Origin of the sequence: Allokutzneria oryzae (assembly GCF_042429765.1) — a bacterium.
GTDB classification, from domain to species: domain Bacteria; phylum Actinomycetota; class Actinomycetes; order Mycobacteriales; family Pseudonocardiaceae; genus Allokutzneria; species Allokutzneria oryzae.
This window is the reverse complement of sequence record NZ_JBHLZU010000002.1, coordinates 589057-607507: the sequence shown is the minus strand read 5'-3', so window position 1 is coordinate 607507 and position 18451 is coordinate 589057. Positions and strand designations below refer to the sequence as shown.

General features: G+C 69.0%; 19 protein-coding genes and 1 pseudogene. 6 read left to right on the top strand and 14 right to left on the bottom strand.

All coding sequences use genetic code 11. The annotated features are described in order from the left end of the window. Positions 1-25: 25 nt before the first annotated feature. Positions 26-2083, bottom strand: coding sequence for a threonine--tRNA ligase (thrS, locus tag ACFFQA_RS03140; RefSeq protein ID WP_377850025.1), 2058 nt, complete (start codon positions 2081-2083; stop codon positions 26-28). A gap of 21 nt (positions 2084-2104) precedes the next feature. Next, positions 2105-2704, bottom strand: coding sequence for a GNAT family N-acetyltransferase (locus ACFFQA_RS03135; protein WP_377850024.1), 600 nt, complete (start codon positions 2702-2704; stop codon positions 2105-2107). Positions 2705-3061: 357 nt separating this feature from the next. On the opposite strand from ACFFQA_RS03135, the gene ACFFQA_RS03130 reads away from it, so the two are divergent. Together ACFFQA_RS03130 and ACFFQA_RS03125 are read left to right on the top strand one after the other, a co-directional pair. Then, positions 3062-3679 (top strand): hypothetical protein, encoded by a 618-nt coding sequence (locus ACFFQA_RS03130; RefSeq protein ID WP_377850023.1) that lies wholly within the window; start codon positions 3062-3064, stop codon positions 3677-3679. Between the two features lie 319 nt (positions 3680-3998). Then, a complete protein-coding gene (locus tag ACFFQA_RS03125) occupies positions 3999-4862 on the top strand; it encodes a phosphotransferase family protein (protein ID WP_377850022.1) in 864 nt (287 codons plus the stop codon). Between the two features lie 14 nt (positions 4863-4876). Here ACFFQA_RS03125 and ACFFQA_RS03120 read toward each other — a convergent pair whose 3' ends face one another. From ACFFQA_RS03120 to ACFFQA_RS03100, 5 genes are all read right to left on the bottom strand, one after another. After that, the gene (locus ACFFQA_RS03120) at positions 4877-5770 is read right to left on the bottom strand and encodes a GAF domain-containing protein (protein ID WP_377850021.1); all 894 of its coding nucleotides are present in this window, start codon (positions 5768-5770) and stop codon (positions 4877-4879) included. Positions 5771-5854: 84 nt separating this feature from the next. Further along, positions 5855-7699 (bottom strand): CheR family methyltransferase, encoded by a 1845-nt coding sequence (locus ACFFQA_RS03115; protein WP_377850020.1) that lies wholly within the window; start codon positions 7697-7699, stop codon positions 5855-5857. Next, positions 7699-8307 (bottom strand): chemotaxis protein CheB, encoded by a 609-nt coding sequence (locus tag ACFFQA_RS03110; protein ID WP_377850019.1) that lies wholly within the window; start codon positions 8305-8307, stop codon positions 7699-7701. The genes ACFFQA_RS03115 and ACFFQA_RS03110 overlap by 1 nt, the downstream gene beginning before the upstream one ends. 91 nt (positions 8308-8398) lie before the next feature. Then, complete coding sequence (locus tag ACFFQA_RS03105; protein ID WP_377850018.1) at positions 8399-9244, bottom strand: GAF and ANTAR domain-containing protein; 846 nt, start codon at positions 9242-9244, stop codon at positions 8399-8401. 344 nt (positions 9245-9588) lie between these two features. Next, positions 9589-10449 carry a class I SAM-dependent methyltransferase gene (locus ACFFQA_RS03100; protein WP_377850017.1) on the bottom strand — a complete coding sequence of 287 codons (861 nt, stop codon included), beginning with the start codon at positions 10447-10449 and terminating at the stop codon, positions 9589-9591. A 99-nt stretch (positions 10450-10548) separates the two neighbouring features. Here ACFFQA_RS03100 and ACFFQA_RS03095 point away from each other — a divergent pair, with 99 nt between their 5' ends. Then, on the top strand, positions 10549-11184 hold the full coding sequence (locus tag ACFFQA_RS03095; RefSeq protein WP_377850016.1) for a class I SAM-dependent DNA methyltransferase: 636 nt from the start codon (positions 10549-10551) through the stop codon (positions 11182-11184). Between the two features lie 85 nt (positions 11185-11269). On the opposite strand, the gene ACFFQA_RS03090 is transcribed toward ACFFQA_RS03095, so the two are convergent. The 5 genes and pseudogenes from ACFFQA_RS03090 to ACFFQA_RS03070 form a co-directional block, all read right to left on the bottom strand. Further along, entirely contained in the window at positions 11270-12667 is a 1398-nt protein-coding gene (locus tag ACFFQA_RS03090; RefSeq protein ID WP_377850015.1) for an MFS transporter, read from the bottom strand. A 41-nt stretch (positions 12668-12708) separates the two neighbouring features. Continuing rightward, the gene (gene soxR, locus ACFFQA_RS03085) at positions 12709-13176 is read right to left on the bottom strand and encodes a redox-sensitive transcriptional activator SoxR (RefSeq protein WP_377850014.1); all 468 of its coding nucleotides are present in this window, start codon (positions 13174-13176) and stop codon (positions 12709-12711) included. A 128-nt stretch (positions 13177-13304) separates the two neighbouring features. Continuing rightward, a complete protein-coding gene (locus ACFFQA_RS03080; protein ID WP_377850013.1) occupies positions 13305-13520 on the bottom strand; it encodes an AMP-binding enzyme in 216 nt (71 codons plus the stop codon). Positions 13521-13799: 279 nt separating this feature from the next. After that, a pseudogene (locus ACFFQA_RS03075) lies at positions 13800-14168 on the bottom strand (aminopeptidase); the annotation flags it as partial. Positions 14169-14186: 18 nt separating this feature from the next. Beyond that, positions 14187-14339, bottom strand: coding sequence for a hypothetical protein (locus ACFFQA_RS03070; RefSeq protein WP_377850211.1), 153 nt, complete (start codon positions 14337-14339; stop codon positions 14187-14189). Between ACFFQA_RS03070 and ACFFQA_RS03065 the strand changes: the two genes are divergently transcribed. After that, positions 14269-14769 (top strand): hypothetical protein, encoded by a 501-nt coding sequence (locus ACFFQA_RS03065; RefSeq protein ID WP_377850012.1) that lies wholly within the window; start codon positions 14269-14271, stop codon positions 14767-14769. The genes ACFFQA_RS03070 and ACFFQA_RS03065 overlap by 71 nt on opposite strands. Positions 14770-14875: 106 nt before the next feature. Here ACFFQA_RS03065 and ACFFQA_RS03060 read toward each other — a convergent pair whose 3' ends face one another. Beyond that, on the bottom strand, positions 14876-15667 hold the full coding sequence (locus tag ACFFQA_RS03060) for a hypothetical protein (protein WP_377850011.1): 792 nt from the start codon (positions 15665-15667) through the stop codon (positions 14876-14878). 352 nt (positions 15668-16019) lie between these two features. After that, positions 16020-16610: a TetR/AcrR family transcriptional regulator gene (locus ACFFQA_RS03055; protein ID WP_377850010.1), complete on the bottom strand. Its 591-nt coding sequence runs from the start codon at positions 16608-16610 to the stop codon at positions 16020-16022. A 176-nt stretch (positions 16611-16786) separates the two neighbouring features. Here ACFFQA_RS03055 and ACFFQA_RS03050 point away from each other — a divergent pair, with 176 nt between their 5' ends. After that, positions 16787-17680 (top strand): CPBP family intramembrane glutamic endopeptidase, encoded by an 894-nt coding sequence (locus ACFFQA_RS03050; RefSeq protein WP_377850009.1) that lies wholly within the window; start codon positions 16787-16789, stop codon positions 17678-17680. A gap of 61 nt (positions 17681-17741) precedes the next feature. Next, positions 17742-18395, top strand: coding sequence for a hypothetical protein (locus ACFFQA_RS03045; protein WP_377850008.1), 654 nt, complete (start codon positions 17742-17744; stop codon positions 18393-18395). The last annotated feature ends 56 nt before the right edge of the window (positions 18396-18451 follow it).

Below are 18451 nucleotides of genomic sequence, written 5' to 3'. Positions count from 1 at the left end.
CCGATCCTAGAGAGCGAACCCCTGGTCAGCCCACCGCCGCCGCGAAGCTCTCCGCGCTCGGCGAGGTGTTCTCCCTGCGGGCGATCCAGTCCGTGATCGCGCGCACCGCGTGCTCGGTCGAGACCCCGTTGATCTGGGTGCCGTCGCGGAAGCGGAAGGAGACCGAGCCGCTCTCCACGTCCTTGCCGCCCGCGAGCAGCATGAACGGCACCTTCTGCGTGGTGTGGGTGCGGATCTTCTTCTGCATCCGGCCGTCGGAGGCGTCCACCTCGACCCGGACCCCCTTGCCGCGCAGGGCGTCCGCGACCGCCTGCAGGTGCGGCACGTGCTCGTCGGCGATCGGGATGCCGACCACCTGCACCGGGGCCAGCCACGCCGGGAACGCGCCGGCGTAGTGCTCGGTGAGCACGCCGAAGAACCGCTCGATCGAGCCGAACAGCGCGCGGTGGATCATCACCGGCCGCTGGCGGGACCCGTCGGAGCCGGTGAACTCCAGCTCGAAGAGCTCCGGCAGGTTCAGGTCGACCTGGATGGTCGACATCTGCCAGGTGCGGCCGAGCGCGTCCTTGGCCTGCACGGAGATCTTCGGCCCGTAGAACGCCGCCCCGCCCGGGTCCGGCACCAGCTCCAGCCCGGAGCTCTCGGCGACGGTGCGCAGCGCCGTGGTGGCCCGCTCCCACACCTCGTCGGAGCCGACGAACTTCTCCTCGTTGCGGGTGGACAGCTCCAGGTAGAAGTCGTCGAGGCCGTAGTCGCGGAGCAGGTCCAGCACGAACTTCAGCAGCGACTCGATCTCACCGGTCATCTGCTCGGGCGTGCAGTAGATGTGCGCGTCGTCCTGGGTCAGGCCGCGGACCCGGGTCAGGCCGTGCACCACGCCGGACTTCTCGTACCGGTAGACCGTGCCGAACTCGAACAGCCGCAGCGGCAGCTCGCGGTAGGAACGCCCGCGCGAGCGGTAGATCAGGTTGTGGAACGGGCAGTTCATCGGCTTGAGGTAGTAGTCCTGGCCGGGCTTGCGCACCGTGCCGTCCTCGTTGAGCTCCGCGTCCATGTGCATGGCCGGGAACATGCCGTCCTTGTACCACTGGAGGTGGCCGGAGAGCTCGAACAGCGAGCCCTTGGTGATGTGCGGGGAGTAGACGAACTCGTAGCCGGCCTCGGTGTGCCGCTGCCGCGAGTACTCCTCCAGCTCCTGCCGGATGATGCCGCCCTTGGGGTGGAAGACCGCGAGGCCGGAGCCGATCTCGTCGGGGAAGCTGAACAGGTCCAGCTCCGCGCCGAGCTTGCGGTGGTCGCGGCGCTCGGCCTCGGCCAGCAGCTCCAGGTAGTGCTCCAGCGCCTCGGCCGACTCCCACGCGGTGCCGTAGATCCGCTGCAGCTGCGGGTTCTTCTCGCTGCCGCGCCAGTAGGCGGCGGCGCTGCGCATCAGCTTGAACGCGGGGATGTACTTGGTGGTCGGCACGTGCGGGCCGCGGCACAGGTCCGCCCACACCCGGTCGCCGGAGCGCGGGTCGAGGTTGTCGTAGATCGTCAGCTCGCCGCCGCCGACCTCCATGACCTCGGAGGTGTCCACATCGGACTTGATGTCGACGAGCTCCAGCTTGTACGGCTCCTCGGCCAGCTCGGCCTTGGCCTGCTCGACGGAGTCGAAGCGACGGCGGGAGAACCGCTGCGCGCCCTTGATGATCTGCTTCATGCGCTTCTCCAGCGCGGTCAGATCCTCGGGCGTGAACGGGGTGTCCACGTCGAAGTCGTAGTAGAAGCCGTCCTTGACCGGCGGGCCGATGCCCAGCTTGGCCTTGGGGAACAACTCCTGGACGGCCTGGGCGAGCACGTGCGCGCAGGAGTGCCGGATGACGCTGCGGCCGTCCTCGGAGTCGGCGGTGACCGGCTCGACCTCGGAGTCCACCTCGGGAGCCCAGGACAGGTCGCGCAGCGCGCCCTCGGCGTCGCGGACCACCACGACGGCTTGCGGCCCCTTGTTCGGCGCGTCGACCTCACGCAGCGCCTGGCCGGCGGTAGTCCCCGCCGGCACCGTCACACGCGCTGGGAGCGGGACGACCGGGTTGGGCTGGGACACGACGACTCCTCGGGGAACGGGTCACGGGCGAGTCATGATGTTATCCGCCGTCGTCGGGGCCTTTTCGCGCAGCTGGGCCGTAGGCGCGAGGGCGCCCATCACGTGCGTGTCGTGCCACTGGCCGTCCCACCGCAGGGCGTGCCGCATCGTGCCCTCGATCTCGAACCCGCACTTGCGGTAGGAGGCGATGGCGCGCGTGTTGAAGGTGAAGACCTCCAGCTGCACCCGGTGCAGCCCGATCCGCTCGAACGCGTAGGCGAGCACCAGCCGGGTCGCCTCGGTGCCGAGGCCCCTGCCCGCGGAGGTGTCGGTGAGCGCGATCCGGTAGCCGGCGGAGAGGTTGTCGAAGTCGATGTCGTTGAGCGCCAGCTCACCGATGTAGGTGCCGGAGGCGCGGTCGATCACGGCGAGGTCGAGCCGGTCGGCCTGCTCGGCCCTGGTCTCGCACCACCGCTGGATGACGTCCATGGTGAACTCGCGGTGGGTGCCGGTGAGTCTGCGTCCTTCGGGGTCCTTGAGCGCGGCGAAAGACTCCTCGGCGTGCTCGGGTCCTAGCGGGACGAGCACGACCCGCGATCCGAAAAGAGTGGGCTTGTCGAGTATCGCGGCGCGGTCGATCACAGCCGTGTGTTTAGAGGAACCGGACACCGCCGCGCCACCGGTTTATCCCACAGCGAAGGGATCTCACATCCAAGCGGCGTCCGGCCGGCGCCCGGCGCACCCACTCCCGCCCGGCGCCCGAGAACGGTTCGCCGACCCGCCCGCGTTCGCATTCCCGGCCACCGGAGGACATCCGACAAAAGCACGCCCGACAACACCGAACAATCACCCCGACAACTCGGGGAACAGCCGAGGTTTCGGCCAGAACCGAATCGGGAGCAGCATTGACACAGCTCCCAGCTCCGCCTGCTAGCTTCGCGCGGTCCGACTCAAAAAAGTTGAACCGCCATTTCGGCGGACGACCCTAGGAGTATTTCTTTGATTTCCACCCGAGGAATTCTGCCCTTCGCCGTGGGCGCGATCGCCCTGCTGCTCTCGGCCTGTGGCGGCGAAACCCCGGGAACCGCCGTCGCCGGGAGCACCGCCGAGGAGCGGACCACCCCGGCCGCGTCGACGACGGCGCAGCCCGCCCCGGCGCCCTCGGGCGACGCGACCGCACCGGGCACGCAGCTGTCGTTCGGCCAGCGAGCCGTGGTGCCGTTCACCTTCGGCTCCGAGAAGAAGGGCACCCTCGGCATCACGGTGACCGCGATCGACCGGGGCGAGAACGCCGACCTCGCCAAGTTCGGCGACAAGGCGAAGGGCATGACGCCCTTCTACATCCGGGTGACCGTGGAGAACGTCGGCGGCACCGACCTGTCCTACAGCTCCGTCAGGCTGCGCGGCCTCGGCCCCGACGGCCGGTCCACGGGCGTGATCATCACCGGCGAGACCGACAAGTGCCAGTCGGAGTCCGCGAAGCGCGACTTCACCACCCCGGGCGCGAAGTACGAGACCTGCGTCCTGCAGGCCGCCCGAGAGGGGAGCAGCGTCGCCGCGGCGAGCTTCGACCAGAGCGACGCCTACGCCAAGTCGCCGGTGATCTGGAAGGGCTGACCTGATCCCCGCGCGGGCCGGGCGCACGGTCGGGCAGTCGCCGGGTCCCGGTTTTCTGGCGAACGCCCGACCGCGTTCTCCCGGATACGCCCTTCCGGGTTCCACCGCGGGGAACTCGTTGATGACAGGATCACCTTTTCGGCCGCAGAGCGACATAGTCGTGAAGGGCTAGCGTTGCCGAGATGGGCTCGCGCCCATCTTCAGGGGTGGCAGTCCGGAAGCGTGGCTGACGCCTTCTCCTGGGGTACGAGGGGAAGACGTAGTCATGCTCGGTGCGGTCCGGGACGGCCTGGTTCAGGCATGGTCCAAAGTGCCTGCGGTGAAGTCGGTGCTGATCGAGGCGTGCGAGCGCGCCGGGATCGACCCCCGCGGCGCCCGGCTGGTGAAGGTCATCGGCACCACGGTGTTCGTGCTCCCCGGGTGCGGGGTCGTCGCCAAGATCATTCTCAGTCCGGGGTTGCGGCACCGCGCCGGGTGCGCAGTGCGGGCCGCCCGGCTGCTGGCCGCGCACGACGTGCCCGCGGTCCGGCTGGTCGAGACGGCCTGCGAGCAGCCGGTGCTGGTCGACGGGGGCGCGGTGACGTTCTGGCGGCAGGTTCCCGAGTCCGGGTGGCCGGTGCGCCGGGGCGAGTTCGCCGGGCTGCTCAAACGACTGCACGGGATCCCGATCGACCCCGTGCTGTGCTCCTGGGACCCGGTCACCGACCTGCGCGCCCGCATCGCCGACGCCGACAACGTCGACGGCGAGCTGCTGGAGTGGCTGGTCTCGCGGTGCGACGAGGTGGAAAGACAGCTGGCCGGGGTGCGCTACCGGCTGCCCCGCGCGGTGATCCACGGCGACGCCCGCCTCGCGAACGTCCTTTGTGGACTGACCGGGCCGACGCTCGCCGACCTGGACACCGTCTGCGTCGGACCGGTCGAGTGGGACCTGGTGCCGACCGCGGTCGCGGCGCTGCGGTTTCCCGGAGGGCTCGCCGCGCACCGCGAGCTGGCCGCCTCCTACGGCTACGACATCACCACGTGGGACGGCTTCGGCGCGCTCCGCCTGGCGCGCGAGCTGAAGCTGCTGACCGTCGCGCTGCCGATGGCCGCTGAGGACCCGCACGTCCGGGAACAGGTGCGGCACCGGCTGCGAACCCTGCGGGAGGGCGACGACGCGGCCTGGTGGGCGCCGTATCGATGACGCGGCGGCGGTGCCTACTCGGCGGCTCCTCCGAAGCGCAGCCCTTTCAGCACCTTGGCCGCGACGACCTCGATCAGTTCGCCGTTGGTGAAGGCGTGCGCCCGGATGAGCGCGAGCGCGCCGGGGATGTCACAGCCGTACTCCACCGCGACCACGCCCGCCGCCTGGTTCACCACGGGCAGGTGGTCGGCGTCGCCGAACAGGGGCAGCCGGAACATCCCGTCCCCGGTCGCGGTGCCGGGGTCGGAGAGGATCGTGTGGGTCAGGGCCTCGGCGATCGTGTCCAGCGAGACGTCCGTGGGTCGCGGGTTCGCCTCCGGGTGGAACACGGCCAGCGCGCCGAGGCATTCCGTGGTCAGGCCCATCGGAGCCGCGGCGATCATGTGCACGCCCGCCTGGAGCATCGCGGGGCCGAACAGCGGCCATCTCCGCTCGAAGGCGTTGTCCCGCACGGTGACCAGCCGACGCTGGGCGACGGCATCGCGCATCGGTCCCTCACCGAAGGTGGCCTCAAGGTCGTGCGCCGTCTCCGCGAGGTGGTCGGAGACGGCCACCAGCGCCTCGGTCCGGTGGCTGTCGAACAGGGTGACCACCACGCTGTTCGAGCCGGTCGTCTCGGCGACCGCCGTCATGAAGGCCGGTGCCGCGGCACCGAGACCGAGCTCCCGCCACTTCCGCAGGCGTCCGGCGTAGACCTCGTGCAGCTTCGCGGCGGCCTGGTGACGTTGTTCGATGTCGCGGTGGAGCGTGGCCATTCTCCTGTGGAACTCCCGCGTCGGCTCGGAACACTCCCGAAGCCGCACCTCGTGCCGTGCGGCGATCGTGGCAGCGCGTGCCGCGCGTTCCCGCTCGGCGGCGACGCGTTGCCACGCGGTGCCGTCGTCTTCCCCGAACGCGGGTCGTGTCACGGACTCAGCGTACGTCGCCCCACGGCGTTCGCCGTCCCCGAACAAGACAAATGCCGTTGACAGCGAACGGAACCCGGCGGCCTTCTAGCGGATCTCCTCCATGAGCAGGACCACCCCGTCCGTCTGGCCGTTGAGCGGTGAGCAGCTGACCAGGCACGTCATGTTCCTTCCTCGCCGGTTCACCGCTTCGACGCGCACCGGCCCCACCTGTGCGCTCGCCGCGAGGCAGCTTTCGACGGCACCGCGGATCTGGTCCGTCGGCAGGCCGATGTCCAGCGTGAAGAACCCCTCCTGGCGGACCTCGTCGGCGCGGAGCCCCCAGAGCTCCTGGGCTCCCCGGTTCCAGCTGCGGACCCGCAGCTGCCCGTCGAGCACCACGACACCGGCCGCGACACTGGCCAGCACGCCTTCGAGGAAGGTCCGCGCCTCCTCCAGCTCGTTGGTGCGGATCCGCATCTCGTCGTTCATCGTCTCCAGTTCCTCGTTGCCGGACTGGAGTTCCTCGTTGGTGGTCTCCAGCTCCTCGTTGGTCGACTGGAGCTCCTCGTTGGTGGTCTCCAGCTCCTCGATGCTGGACTGGAGCTCCTCGTTGGTGGTCTCCAGCTCCTCGTTGGTCGACTGGAGCTCCTCGTAGGCGGTCTCCAGGTCTTCCCGGTGGCGCTTGAGGTCCTGCTGGAGCTGGGTCACGTACGTGGTCTCGATGAACGTGATCGCGGTGCCCATCCAGGTGGTGGCGGTGCTCCACAACGGCTGGATCAGGATGTCGAAGTACTGGACGTCATCATCGCCGCGACGGCGTTCCACGCTGGAGAGCCGGATCGTCCGCCGCTCGGTGCGCGCCTGCTCGATCAGGGAACGCAGCTCTGTCGGCCGGTAGGACACCTCGAGGTCGCGGAAGGACCGGCTCACGTCCTGGGTGGTCAGCCCGAAGTACGCCCGCGCCTGCCCGTTGATCAGGATGACGGACTCGTACTCGTCGAGGACGATCTTGGCGTTCGGCGCCGAGTCGAGCACCAGGTCGCGCAGCAGCCGCCTGCGGGAGGCGTCCCTGATCTCCGTTCCCGCGGAGGTGTCGAGCTTGGCGGGGGCCGGGTGGCCGGACACACTGCGGCCGCCCCGGCGCTTGAAGACGCGCCGCCGCATGCTGGCCACGTCGAACCGCCCGTTGTCGGAGAGCAGCATCTCGGCCTTGCCGAGCACCAGGTAGCCCTCCTCGCGCAGGGCGAAGTGGAACCGGTCCACGATCTGCCGCTGGGTCTCGACGTTGAAGTACATCAGCGTGTTCCGGCACATCAGCAGGTCCAGCCGGGAGATCGGCGCGTCGCGGGTGATGTCGTGCCTGCCGAAGATCACGCGGCGGCGGAGGTCGGCGCGGAAGGCGAACCTGGTTCCGTTGGGCTCGAAGTACTTCTCCCGCAGCTCGGGCGTGAGCTGGTCCAGTGCCCGCGCCGAGTACATCCCGGACCTGGCGTCCTGGAGCGCTTCCTCGTCGACGTCCGTGCCGTAGATCTTCACCCGCCTGGTGCACTCCTCGACGCCCAGCGTCTCGGCCAGGGCGATCGCCAGCGAGACGGCCTCCTCCCCGCTGGAGCAGCCCGCGCTCCACACCCGGATCTCGTCGGCGGCGTTGTCGACTACGTCGGGCAGGACGTCGCGTTGCAGGAAGGACCACGTCTCGGCGTCCCGGAAGAAGCTGGTGACGTTGATGAGGATCGTGTTGAACAGCCGGTCGAACTCCTCGGTGCTGGTCTCCAACAGGTCCCGGTAGTCGGCGTACTCCGGGGTCGCCACGTCGCGCATGCGCTTGCCGATCCGCCGGGCGAGCGACGATCTCTTGTAGCCGGTGAAATCGAAGCCTCGCGCGTCGCGGATGAAGTGCAGCAGCGCCTCAAGGTCGCTGTTCACCTCTTCGTCCGGATCGGTTGCCATCACGAACTCCCTGCCTTGACCACATCACTGAGCACGGCGCTGATCTCGCCGAGCGGCAACACGAAGTCAACCGCGCCGGTGTTGATCGCGGCCACCGGCATGCCGTTGAACTCCGCCGACCCGGGATCCTCCGCGATCACGGTGCCACCCCGGGATTTCACCGCCCGCACCCCCGCCGCGCCGTCGTCACCGGTGCCGGTCAGCACGCACGCGACGGCCGCCGAGCCGTACGCCGTCGCCACCGACTCGAAGAGCAGGTCCGCCGAGGGGCGGTGGAAGTGCAAGGGCTCTCTGGTGGACAGCGTCAGCAGGCCGCCCCGTCCCACGAGCAGGTGCCGGTTCGGCGGCGCGACGTAGATCGTGCCGGGGGCAGCCCGCTCGTTGTCCTCGGCGAGCTTCACGGTCATCGTCGCGCTGCGTTCGAGCACCTCCGCGATCACGGTGTCGTGCCGGGGATCGAGATGCTGGACGATCACCACCGGGACTGCGAACTCGGCGGGAAGTCGCGCCAGGACCCGGCCGAGCGCCACGATACCGCCGGCCGAAGCGGCGATGGCGACGATGCCACCCCCCTTGGCCCGCCTTGCTTCCTGCCTCAGTGATTCCATACCCGATAAGCGTAGGCCGGGTGGCCGCGTTCATCGCCGGTCGCCCTGCCGATGCCGGGGCGACGAACACCAACGGCCCACGTGACGACTGCTACTCGCGGAACCGCCCGGGCCGGGGGCCGGCCCCGCTCGCCGACGCGACGATGCAGACGGCGATGTCGGCCAGCTTCCGGTTGGTGTTCTGCGAAGCCGCGCGCAGCATCTCGAACGCCGTGTCCGCGTCGCACTTGCGCTGGGCCACGATCACCCCGATGGCCTGGTCTATCACCGCCCGGCTCTCCAGTGCCCGCTGCAGATGGGCGACCCGCCTGCGCTGCTCGGCGACCTGGATCGCCGCGCCGAGCAGGACACCGGTGTACTCGGCGGCCAACCGCACCATCCGCCGGGTCGGCGCGCCGAACCCGTTGGGCACCGGTGAGTACATGTTCAGCGCCCCCACCACGTTCCCGTTGGCGCGCAACGGGTACACGTAGACACTGCGCACCTGCTGCGCCAGCATCCTCGCCGAGTACGACGCCCACTGGGGTTCGCTGGCCACATCGCGCACCAGGACCGGCTCGCCACGCCGCAGGCACTCCTGGCACGGCCCGCGTCCTTCGCCGCGCCGGATCGCCTCGGCCAGCCCCTCTCCCGCGTCCGAGGACGGCACCGTCACCGTCCGCCCGCCCCGGCGCAGCGTCACGGCGACCGTCGGTCGTTGCGGCACCATCCGCGACAGGGTGTCGGCGACGTGCCGCAGCGTCTCCTCGTTGTCCTCGGTGGAGGACAACACGATGGTCAGCTCTCGCAGGCTAGTGGCCAGCTCCTCGCGCTGGTCCTGCTCCTCCAACACGCTCCTCGCCTCCCCTCCTGCCGACACGGCAGCAGTGGCCAGGCCATGACCGTCCTCGTCGATCCACGACGCCTTCTCCCGCAGGGGGCCGGGAACGGCCTCCACGTCGCCAGGATCACGGCCACGCCAGCCCATCATGGCAGCAACGGCGACGCACCCGCGCCGGTCCGCTCACGTCGGCGCGGAGATGGTGGCAGGTGCCCAACCCGACCCCTCTTTACGGGGGGTTCGGACGACAAGCGTGCCGCCGATAATCCGCAGCTCGGCCCACCCGCTGACCACAGTGGCGCACAAAGGTTTCCGAACCCGGCCCTTGTCCGGGCGCAGTTGCTCTTCCGCGACCGGGAGCCCCGGTTCCCACGACAGCCACGAGATTTCAGTCATCCCTGAAGTCTTCAGGAGAAGGGAACCACGATGCGGTCGACGACGCAGCTGGCCTTCGACTCTTCTCAGGAGGTCCGGAGCTCCAAGCGGGAGGTGGCGATGTTGACTCGCATTCCGCACGGCAGCCTGCCGTCGGAGACCAGGGCCCGCGCGTCGTCGAGGAAAGCCCGCCGCAGCCGCGCGATCTGGTCCTCTTCGAGCACCACCAGGTCGTAGAAGATCGAGAGGTTGAACTCCAACACCTGCTCAGGTGTCCCGCTCTGGTCGAGAACAATCGACTCCCACGTCACGGGTGCGAACCCAGCCGGTGCGAGGATCTCGTCCAGTCCCTCTCTGGTGCGGGCCCTGCGGTCACCCAGCTTGGGCATCCGTCGCCCAGCGTCGGAAGCGGCGTGGAAGTGAGGACGGGCCAGGGAGAGGAACAGTTCCATCGCCTCGCCCGCCACCGCACCGCCGCCCACCGCAACGGCCAGAATCCCACCAGGGACAAGGACACGGGCCGCCTCGGCGACGACGCGCTCGACATCCGTCATCAGCATGAAGGCCATGTGCGAGACGACCGCGTCGAACGACCCGTCGGGGAACGGCAGCTCCTGCGCCCGCCCTTGGCGCAGATCGGCACCAGCGAGCGCAGGCCGCTGACGGGCCAGTGCGAGTTCCGCCCCGGACAAGTCGACGCCCGCCAGCTCCTCCGCTCCGCGCGCGGCCAACACCTCCAGCAACGCGCCGTCAGCACAGCCGAGATCCAGCACCGACCGTGAGCCGGCCACCCGGTCCGCGAACTCCTGGTAGCTGGTCCGCCCTGCCGCGGTCGGGCTGGCTTCCACCCCTACCGACTGCTGCCCGGGAAACCTGTTGTGGAAGTCCCGGAGGAACTCCTCGGGCGTCTGCGGGATGTCGGCTGTGGTTCCAGGCGTCGCGGTCACCGCCCGACCCTACGGCTGATCACCCGTCCACAGACCGGAGTTCTTGCCGGATCGCCTGTGGCGAATGCCCGCGCCTCGACTGCACTACCGTCTCCACGCATGGACGCCCAGGGCTGGTTGGCCGACACCCGAGCCTCCTACGACACGGTCGCGGTCAGCTATGCCGACCAGGTGCGCAACGCCCTCGCCGAGAAGCCCTACCTGCGGGCGATCGCGGCGTTGTTCGCCGACCTCGTCCACACCGTCGGCGGTGGACCGGTGGCGGACGTGGGCTGCGGGCCGGGACACGTCACCGCCCATCTGCGCGAGCTCGGCGTCGACGCCTTCGGCATCGACCTCTCCCCCACGATGATCGACGTGGCCCGGCGTGACCACCCCGGTGTGCGGTTCGAGGTGGGCTCCATGACGGACCTGGCTCTCCCCGACGACTCGGTCGCCGGCCTGCTCGCGTGGTGGTCGTTGATCCACATTCCCGACAACGACGTTCCCGTGGTGCTGGCGCACTTCCGCCGGGTGCTGCGCCCCGGATGCCCACTGGTGCTCGGCTTCCACGAAGGCGACGGCTCGCGGCTGAAGACGGAGGGCTACGGCGGGCACCCGATGAACGTGCGCATCCACCGCCGCCCGCTCGCTCGCGTGGCGGCCTGGCTGCGCGAGGCCGGGTTCACGGTCGAAGCCGAGATGCTCCTCGCACCGAGCGAGAGGTCTCCGGGAGCCGTCCTCTTCGCGCGCTGACCCCGAACCCCGCCTTCTCAACCGAGAAGACGGGGTTCGTGACCGGCAGCGGAACCACGCAAGTGGCTGCCCCTGTCCCGACTGTTCAGGCGCCGTTGGGCACCCGCCGCGCGCGTACCGCCGCCGCGGCGGGAAAGACTCCCAGCACCGCCACGACCGCGAACCCGACCATCAGGTAGTGCGCTGAGGTCACCGTGTCCGGGGCGCCCAGGTTCACGAGCACTCCCGCGGCGCCGGCGCTGAACGCACTCGCGATGATCAGCACGGTGTTGATGCCCGCCGCCGCCTTCGCACCCTCCTCCTCATCGGTCGTCGCCCCGAGGGCGGCGACCGTCAGGTGGGGGAACGCCACACCGATACCGCTGCCCGCAACGAACAGCACCACGAACCACGCGGCCACGACCACACCCGCCGGCATGGTGTGCTGCAGCGCGCCGTACCCGAGCAGCCCCGCCGCGAGCAGGGCCGGGCCCGCGATCACCAGCGCCCGGACCGCGCGCGTGGCGGTGACGTTCGCGCTGAACACCTGCACCACCGACCAGCCGAGCGACAGCGCCGCACCGAGGAAGCCCGCTGCCAGCGGCGGCAGGGAGCCGATTTCCTGGCCGAACAGCGGGATGAACGCCTCGGTGCCGATGCCGAAGGCCAGCGCCACCGTCGTGACGTACACCCACCGCAGCGGCGACCCCGGCTCGAACGCCACCTTGGGCAGCACGCTCGCCCGGGCGGACCGCTCGTGCCGCACGAACCACGCCACCAGAACCACACCGGCCGCGATCGCCACCGCCGTCGCGAGCCCGGACACGACACTCGCGAGGCTCACCGCGGCGACCGCGAGCGTCAGCAGCACCAGCGACCCGAACGGCACCGGCGACGCGGACGGCCCGGTCTCGGTGCGCGGGATCGCCCGCACCGCGAGCCCGACCAACGCCAGCGCGATCCCGGCCAGAACGACGAACGCGAGCCGCCACGCGCCGAACTGGCCGAACAGCCCACCGACCGCGGGGCCGAGGATGTTGCCGACGCCCCACATCGCCGAGACCAGCGCCGCGCCGCGAGCCCACAGCCGTTCCGGCAGCGCGCGCTGGATGAGCGCGTAACCCAACCCGGCGAGCAGCCCGCCACCGAGGCCCTGCACCGCGCGCCCGACCAGCAGGGTGGCCATGCCGGGGCTGACCGCGCAGAGCACGGTGCCCGCGGTGAACAGCAGGAACGCGATCACGTACGACGCGACCGCGCCGCGCGTGGTGAGCAGCCTGCTCACCAGCATCGCCGTGATCACCGACGCCACGAGGAACGACGTCATCGTCCACGCGTAGTACTCGGCCCCGCCGATGTCGGCGACGATCGTCGGCAGCAGGCTCGTCGTGAGGTAGACGTTGCTCGCCTCGACCAGCACACCGCCCGCCAGCACCGCGGACACGGCCGCGTAGCGCCTGCCGAGCAACTCCCGCCAGGACCCGGATTCCTTTGTCTCGTTCACGGACGCGAGGCTAAAATCCCAAGTTCACTTGAGGTCAAGCGTCACGTGATGCGATGTGCGCCAGGTCCCCCGCCCGCCAGCTCGTCGTTGGGGTTGAGCAGCCGGCACGCCTTCATCGACAGGCAGCCACAGCCGATGCACCCGGTCAGTTCCCGTTCGAGGGACTCGATCGACGCGCGCCGCTGCTCCAGTGCGCGCTTCCACGTGTTCGACACGCGCTGCCACTCGTGGCGCGTGGGCATGCGGTCGAGCGGCAACGCGGTGAAGACGTCGGCCACGTCCGTGAGCGGGATGCCCAGCCGCTTCGCGACCACGATGAGCGCGATCCGCCGGATCATGTGCCGCGGATACCGGCGCTGGTTCCCAGTCGTGCGCGAGCTCGCGATGAGACCGAGGCTCTCGTAGTAGTGCAGCGCGGACACCGCGACCCCGGTGCGCGCCGACACCTCCCCGACTGGGAGCAGGTCCTCCGGCTCCGGCTCACGTGCAGCGGGGTCCTGTGGGTTCATCGTCCCAAAATGCCACAGAGGACGGCCCGGACCAGCGTCGCCGCGACCTCCTGCCACAAGCCGTGATCGACCTCGTCATCCGGCTTTCAGGACCTGCCTTGGAGGACATCCGGGAACGGCTGCTTGTCTCAGTCGTCGTCGGCGGTCGATGGTGCGTTGGAGAGGCGGAACCGCCGGACCTTGCCGACGCTGGTCCGCGGCAGGTCATCGATGAGATGCCAGGCGCGAGGCCGTGCGGCGGGCGACAGGTTCGCGGCGGCCCACTCCGCCAGGACGGCGGTGTCCGTCGGTGACGCCAGGTCCTTCGGCACGACGTAGACCACGTGCGATAACGGATGTGTCACCGCGGACGCCGAACAGCTCGCTCAACGCCTCTCCTCCCCCGACTCGACGCCAAGCGCCCGGCACCGCGACTGCTCGGAGGGGGCACCGGGGAGATCTTCAGCTGTGGTTGTGAACTGGACCGAACAGGCCAGGCTGAGCATGACCGGGTGGACATCGGCTCGTCGTTCGGCGCGAACACGCAGTCGCGACCTCGGACAGCACAGAACCCCGCCTTCCCAGCGGCCGCGAGTAGTACGTGGCGCCTTCGCGCAGCCACTGGGGGAGCAACCGCCCGGGCGTCAGAGGCCTGGGCGGTCGAGCAGGGTCAGGTTCGCGTCGAAGTCCGGGAACTCGGCCGGGGCCGAGCGCGCGGTGCCGCCGGAGGAGACAGGCGGAAGACCGGCCCACCGACGCACGGTGTTCGTCGCCTCGGCCGCCCGCGCCGCCGGGAGCAGCGCGATCCGTGCGCCGTGGTTCCCGCCGGGCACCGTGTAGATGTACGAATCCTTCGCGCCGAAGCCGAGCTCAAAGGGTTCGGCACTCCACGGGTCGTTCCCGCCGTAGATGTAGAGCAGCTGCTTGCCCTGCGTCTTCACCCAGAAGTCGATGTCGGGCGTCGCCAGATGGTCGAAGCGCGGGATGTCGACGGACTGGGGCACGAACGACCGCGACGTGTTCCTGCCCGGCTAGCGCAGGAGGTCACTGAGGTGGCTCTCGTAGGCCTCCGGGGCTCCGGCCTTCGGGACCGTCGCGCAGTCCGCTTGCTCCTTGTACTGCCAGAAGAAGAAGTACGACTGGATCACCGAGATCTCCTGCGAGACGTCCGCCGAGCCGACGATCGAGAACGTGTGGCCGTTCTTCGCCGCGTCGGCCAGCGCCGCGAACCTGGAGCTGTGGTGGCTGACCTTTCACGAAGGCCGTCATTCCCACAACACCTGGCTGACCAAGGACGGGATCCCAGAGCTCGCCCGGCGAAATCGACTGGAGCAGAAGAGGGAGGGCATCGCCCGCACCTACGACCGTGTGACCGACGTCGTGCGCCAACAGATCCGGGAGGCCTTGGAGGTGCGGTGGCTCGACTCCCTCCAACAGCTCCGACCCACCGAGGGAACCGAAGTCCTCCGATGCTTCCTGGCCTTGGAGGCCCCACGGGCCGCACAGCCCGCCCCCACCAACCAGGGGCAGAAAATGATCTTGGCCGGATGTCGCCAGTTCGACCCCGAACAGCACAGAACCCCGCCTCCCCAACCGGGAAGACAGGGTCTGTGACCAGCTTGGACAACTGGTGGGCGATACAGGGATTGAACCTGTGACCTCTACCGTGTCAACTAAGATCAACAGGTGACCTGACCTGCGGTACTGAGACTTCAGCAGGTCACATGGCTACGTTGGGAGCCATTCGGCGCGGTTCAACGCGGTTGGACACGCCTGGCGGCTCCCAATCTGCTCCCAGTAGTGCCGTTGGCGGGACTACCAAAGGATGGAACCTGGGCTGGCCAGCAGTTTTATACCGGCAGTCTCGTAGTCGAGTCCCGTTTCGAGTTGTCGCCACGCCCGTGACAGCTTCCTTGGGGCGGGATCGCTGGTTCCGCCCCAAGCGGCCGTACCGACTTTCTACTTCGAGGTGCTCTCCCCTGTGGTCGCGGACCTTGTCCACCGACCAACCGATGAACTCCGCGATGTCCTCGTCGGACGTGCTCATTGAGGAGATCCAGTCGTCCAGCGCCTCACTCAGACTCTCGGGGATGCCCGCGGTCACGGGTCGAGGTCCTGACTCCGAGGCGATCTGGTCGAGGTGGATCCACATCTCGTCGGCATCGAGGCGATCGGTCGTCGCGTCGTACCCTTCGAGGCCGTCGTCGCCGTGTGCGAGTTCTTCGCCTGTGCGCCAGTCGAGGATCTCCCACGAGTCGGGCCCGGTCTGACCGCCGTCCACGATGCGGTGTCCTTGCGCCTCCAGCGCCTCGATTTCAGCGTCTCGCTGTTGCGTGTCCTGGGCTTGCCCTGTCAACAACGCGCGGATGTGAGCACGGACCGCGTCGGTGCGGTTCGACATGGACTGCTGGCGAGGGTCGCCTACCTCACGAACGGCGCGTGCGTAGCTCGCGCCGGACTTGACCATGCGCTGTCGCACCGCTCTGGTGCGAGCTCTGCTGGATTTGCTCATTACACACTCCCCAACGGGACTCCCACGCCGCCCCACGAGGTCAGCGGGCAATATCAGGTGACACGCTGCGTCGGAGACGGCTTGTCCTCGGTTGCCGGCTGCGGCGTGGGCGTTCCGGCTGGGAGTCGGGCGGGCGTGACCGCCGCGCAGGAGTATGTCGGGTGTCCTGGCCATCGCCCGGCACCGCAAGCCACCGCACAGTCCTGGCGCGAACCGTCTGGGCTTCGGGTCGTCGCTGCCTGTCGGTCCGGGTTCTGCGAGGTGAACCAGTCAGCTGGAACCAGGGCTCCTTGACCGTCTCGCCACCGCGCGAGCCTCGCCTTCGGTCCTCGCGCGGCAAGCGGCTCGTGCGTCAGAGCTGTTGTTGAAGAACGGCCGAGGTGGCGGCCGTGAGTGTGCGCTTTTCGAACTCGAGTCGTGTCAGGTCGCCGGGGAGGGCTCGTTCGGTCAGCAGGCCGTTGACGACGGTCAGGAGGAATCGGGCGTGGTGTTCGAGTTCGCCGGGTGCGAGTGTTCCGTCGTCGCGCAGGACGGAGAGCCATCGCACGACGCGGTTTATGGAGAGCCTTTCGAGAGCCAGGAAGGCGTGACTGTCGTCCTCGGACGGGGATGACGCCACGTAGGCGTTGTACAGCGCGCCCCAGTGGTTGCGGGCTCGCTCTCCTGTTCCCACCTGTGACAGCAACAGCTGCAGGCACGCCACCAGGCGTTCTGCCGGTGTTCGTGTGAGGTCCTGCATCGGGTCGTCCGGGAGGTCCACCTCGTGGAGCCCTGCGACCACCTCGTCGATCAATGCCCGCTGGGTGGGGAAGAAGTGCCGCAGCGACCCGGTGCTGACGTCCGCGCGTGCTGCCACGGCGCGCACGCTCAGCCTGGCCGTCGGATCCTCACCGAGCATGGTCGCTGCGGCGATCAGGATCTTGTCTCGTGTGCTGTGAGTCATGCGCCGGTCCACCTCGTTCGATTGTCCTGCTTCTTCCTATCACGGCGTGTTAGATCCGCGTTCTGGTACAGCGTGATACTGTCTAGCACAGTGTGATAGAAATGATCGCACATCGAAACGGGGAGTGGATGATGGCAGCTCGCGAACGACCATGGCTTCTGCAAGGTGATCAACCGGTGTCGGTGCGCGGTGTACCGGCGGGCACCGAGTACCACCGCGTGTACGCGGGGGAGGGGCGGCGCATCCTTCGGGGGATGCTCGCGATCGTGCTCCTCGTGGTTGGGTTCATCGGTTTCGCCGTCCTGTTCCAGCGGCTCTCGGAGGTCGTTGATGCCGCCCTGTTCGGTCGTTCGGGACCGTCGACGCCGCTGAGGCAGGCGGCCGGCGCGCTGGGGCTGGCCGTGCTCATCCCGTATTGCATGCTGGTGCAACGCGTCGTCTACGGCGTGCGGGCGGCGTCGCTGCACTCCGTGGCAGGCCGGTTCCGGTTCGGGGTGCTCGGTCGCGCACTGCTGGTGTTCGGACCGCCGCTGCTGGTGGTGGTCGCGGTTGTCGCGCTGGACGGCGGCAACTCCGTACCGTGGACGACCGTCGATCTGATCTCGTTCTTCGTCATCGGGATGCTGCTGACCCCTCTCGGCGCCGCGGGGGAGGAGTACGGCATCCGCGGACTGCTGTTTCGCGTATTCGGTAGCTGGACCCGAGGGGCGCGGTCCGGCGCGATCCTCGGCATCGTCACGACTACCGTGCTGTTCTCGCTCGTCCACGGAACGCTCGACCCGTTTCTGTTCACGTCCTATCTCGTGTTGTTCTCGTCCATGGCGATCGTGACGTGGCGCACCGGCGGGCTCGAAGTCGCCGTCGTTCTGCACGGCGTCTACAACGTGACGGCTCTCGTGCTGGGCACAACCCTGCACTTCGACATCGGCGCGGAGCTCGCCAATCGAGGCGAGGCGGTCGGTTCGTGGCTGAACCTCGCGCCCAGCGCTGCGCTTGTCGTCATCACGGCGATCGTCTGGTGGATGACGCGCAAGGACGGGCCTGCGCGCACACCTGAGATGGCCGCGTGATCGCCGGCCTCGCCGGGGAACGACGCGACCTCACGACGACCAGGGTGGAGAGACGGGAGACATGGGCTCGAGCTGGAACGAACGCCGCCTGACCAAGCGCGCGACGCCGGGCGACGGGCGGCCACTGGCGCCCTTCCGCTGGTGGCAGATGACACGCCGCTCGGTGCTGTCGATCACGCTCCCGGTCCGGGGACGACCGGTCGTGCACACGGTGGATGTCAAGCACGGCGGTGATGCCCAGTACGGTGTGGTGAGGGCCGGACTGTATCTCGACGGGTTCCTCCGGCTGGAGTCGAAACTGCCCGCGCGGTTCGAGGTCGAAGGCGGGCACATCGAGGTCAGCAGGAGCGAGGCAGGCATGCGTCGCTGCCACTTCGTCACCGACAGCGGAGCCGTGCGGCGCCTCGTACCCGACCCGCGATCCGGCGAGGGACGGCGCATGCGGTTCGCCCGGAAGCATCCCACCGCGAGCGGACTCATCGGAGCCGTTTCGATTCTCATGCTGCTCGCCGGTGTCGGTCTGAACCTGCTGCAGATCGCCGAACCGATCTCCCAGATCCCGCTGATCGCCGACGCCTTCGGCGCGTTCGAGTCACCATTGCGTCTGCCGCTGTGGCTCAACCTCGCGCTCGGCTTCGGCGCGGCGATCGGCGCCATCGAGCGTGCGATGCGCATGCGCTACCACTGGCTGCTCGACAGCGGCGCCGGCACCTGAGGTTGCATCTGGTGATCAGTTCGGTTCCATCGCCGCTGGGGGGCTCGAAGTGGGTT

Excerpts from the sequence above, each read along its gene's own strand:
- ACFFQA_RS03115 (WP_377850020.1), bottom strand. The coding sequence starts at position 7,699 with ATGGCAACCGATCCGGACGAAGAGGTGAACAGCGACCTTGAGGCGCTG.
- ACFFQA_RS03110 (WP_377850019.1), bottom strand. The coding sequence starts at position 8,307 with ATGGAATCACTGAGGCAGGAAGCAAGGCGGGCCAAGGGGGGTGGCATC.
- ACFFQA_RS03095 (WP_377850016.1), top strand. The coding sequence starts at position 10,549 with ATGGACGCCCAGGGCTGGTTGGCCGACACCCGAGCCTCCTACGACACG.
- soxR (WP_377850014.1), bottom strand. The coding sequence starts at position 13,176 with ATGAACCCACAGGACCCCGCTGCACGTGAGCCGGAGCCGGAGGACCTG.
- ACFFQA_RS03060 (WP_377850011.1), bottom strand. The coding sequence starts at position 15,667 with ATGAGCAAATCCAGCAGAGCTCGCACCAGAGCGGTGCGACAGCGCATG.
- ACFFQA_RS03055 (WP_377850010.1), bottom strand. The coding sequence starts at position 16,610 with ATGACTCACAGCACACGAGACAAGATCCTGATCGCCGCAGCGACCATG.
- ACFFQA_RS03045 (WP_377850008.1), top strand. The coding sequence starts at position 17,742 with ATGGGCTCGAGCTGGAACGAACGCCGCCTGACCAAGCGCGCGACGCCG.